1 protein-coding gene is annotated in these 1,050 nt (G+C 76.3%); it reads right to left on the bottom strand.

Annotated features, from left to right (window positions below):
* Positions 1–906, bottom strand: a 906-nt coding sequence (locus BN12_RS23195) for a hypothetical protein (RefSeq protein WP_048555819.1), incomplete at its 3' end; no start/stop codon positions are given.
* Between the last annotated feature and the right edge of the window lie 144 nt (positions 907–1,050).

The raw sequence follows: 1,050 nt of genomic DNA, 5'->3' as shown, positions 1-1,050 counted from the left end.
CCCGCCGTCGATCGCCTCGACGAGGCCGCTCACGGCTCGCGGTCGCTCGGGCGGGGTCAGCGCGACGGGTCCGGCCTCGGCGAGCCGCTGCGCGCGCACCCGCTTGGCGAGGAGTCGTCCATAGCCCTCACGGGCGGCCTGGCGGGTCTCCTCGTCGACGTGACCCCACGACCGGGCCGGCCCGGTCGTGACGATCCGGAGGGTGGGCACGACGAGCGCCTGCCACGGCATGGCGGCCCCCGCGGTGGTCATCGCCTCGACGAGATCCCGGACGTCGTCGGGCGTCATCGTCCGCGGCAGGTCGCCGCCCACGACGACGAGCGCGATGAGGGCAGCGGTGATCCGCCCCGACACGACCGACGGGCCGCCGCCGAGCCGCTGCCGGGTCCGCTCGTCGAGAGCCTCGGTCATGTCGGCCGCCATGCGCTCCAGCCCCGAGCATGGCGGGCAGACGCTGACCTGCACGATCATGTCCTGCGGCGCCTCGCGGACGACGCCGGGCTTCAGCTCACGACCCGCCGGGTAGAGGTCGACGACCTCAGGCGGGTCGTCGACCTCGACGCCGCACAGGCGACACCTCAGGCCAGCGGGCTGGAGGGCGAAGACGGTTGGCGTCGTGCCGGTGTAGAGCCGACGGCCACCGCGCTGGGGTCGTGCCGGGCCGCTGGCGGACGAGGACGCCGCGGGGGTGGCCCTGGGTGCCTCGGTCCGTGTGCGGGGCTCAGCGGGCGTTCTCGGCGCGGGCTTCGGCCGCTTGTCGGCCACCCGCAGCGGCCGTCGTCGTGGGGGCTCGACGGCGGGGGCCGGTATGCCGTGCCGGGCGTCGTAGCTTGCGACGCGAGCAGCCGTGAGCTCCTCGGCCAGGGCGACGTCGAGATGGCTCACGTCGACGCGCTGGGCGGTCATGCCGCAGCCCTCGCGATGCGGGCTCCGCACATCCCACGCGGCAGGCACCAGCAGCACTCGCCCGGAGCGGCCCCGTGGGCGGGGCAGGGCACGGCGGCCACCGCGTCCCAGGCGGCTCGGCTCGCCTCGGCGGAGCGCCGGGCC

Source organism: Nostocoides japonicum T1-X7, from assembly GCF_001046855.1.
In the GTDB taxonomy this organism is placed as follows: Bacteria; Actinomycetota; Actinomycetes; order Actinomycetales; family Dermatophilaceae; genus Nostocoides; species Nostocoides japonicum.
Note: the sequence above shows the minus strand (reverse complement) of the source record. Positions and strands in the feature narration are given on the sequence as shown.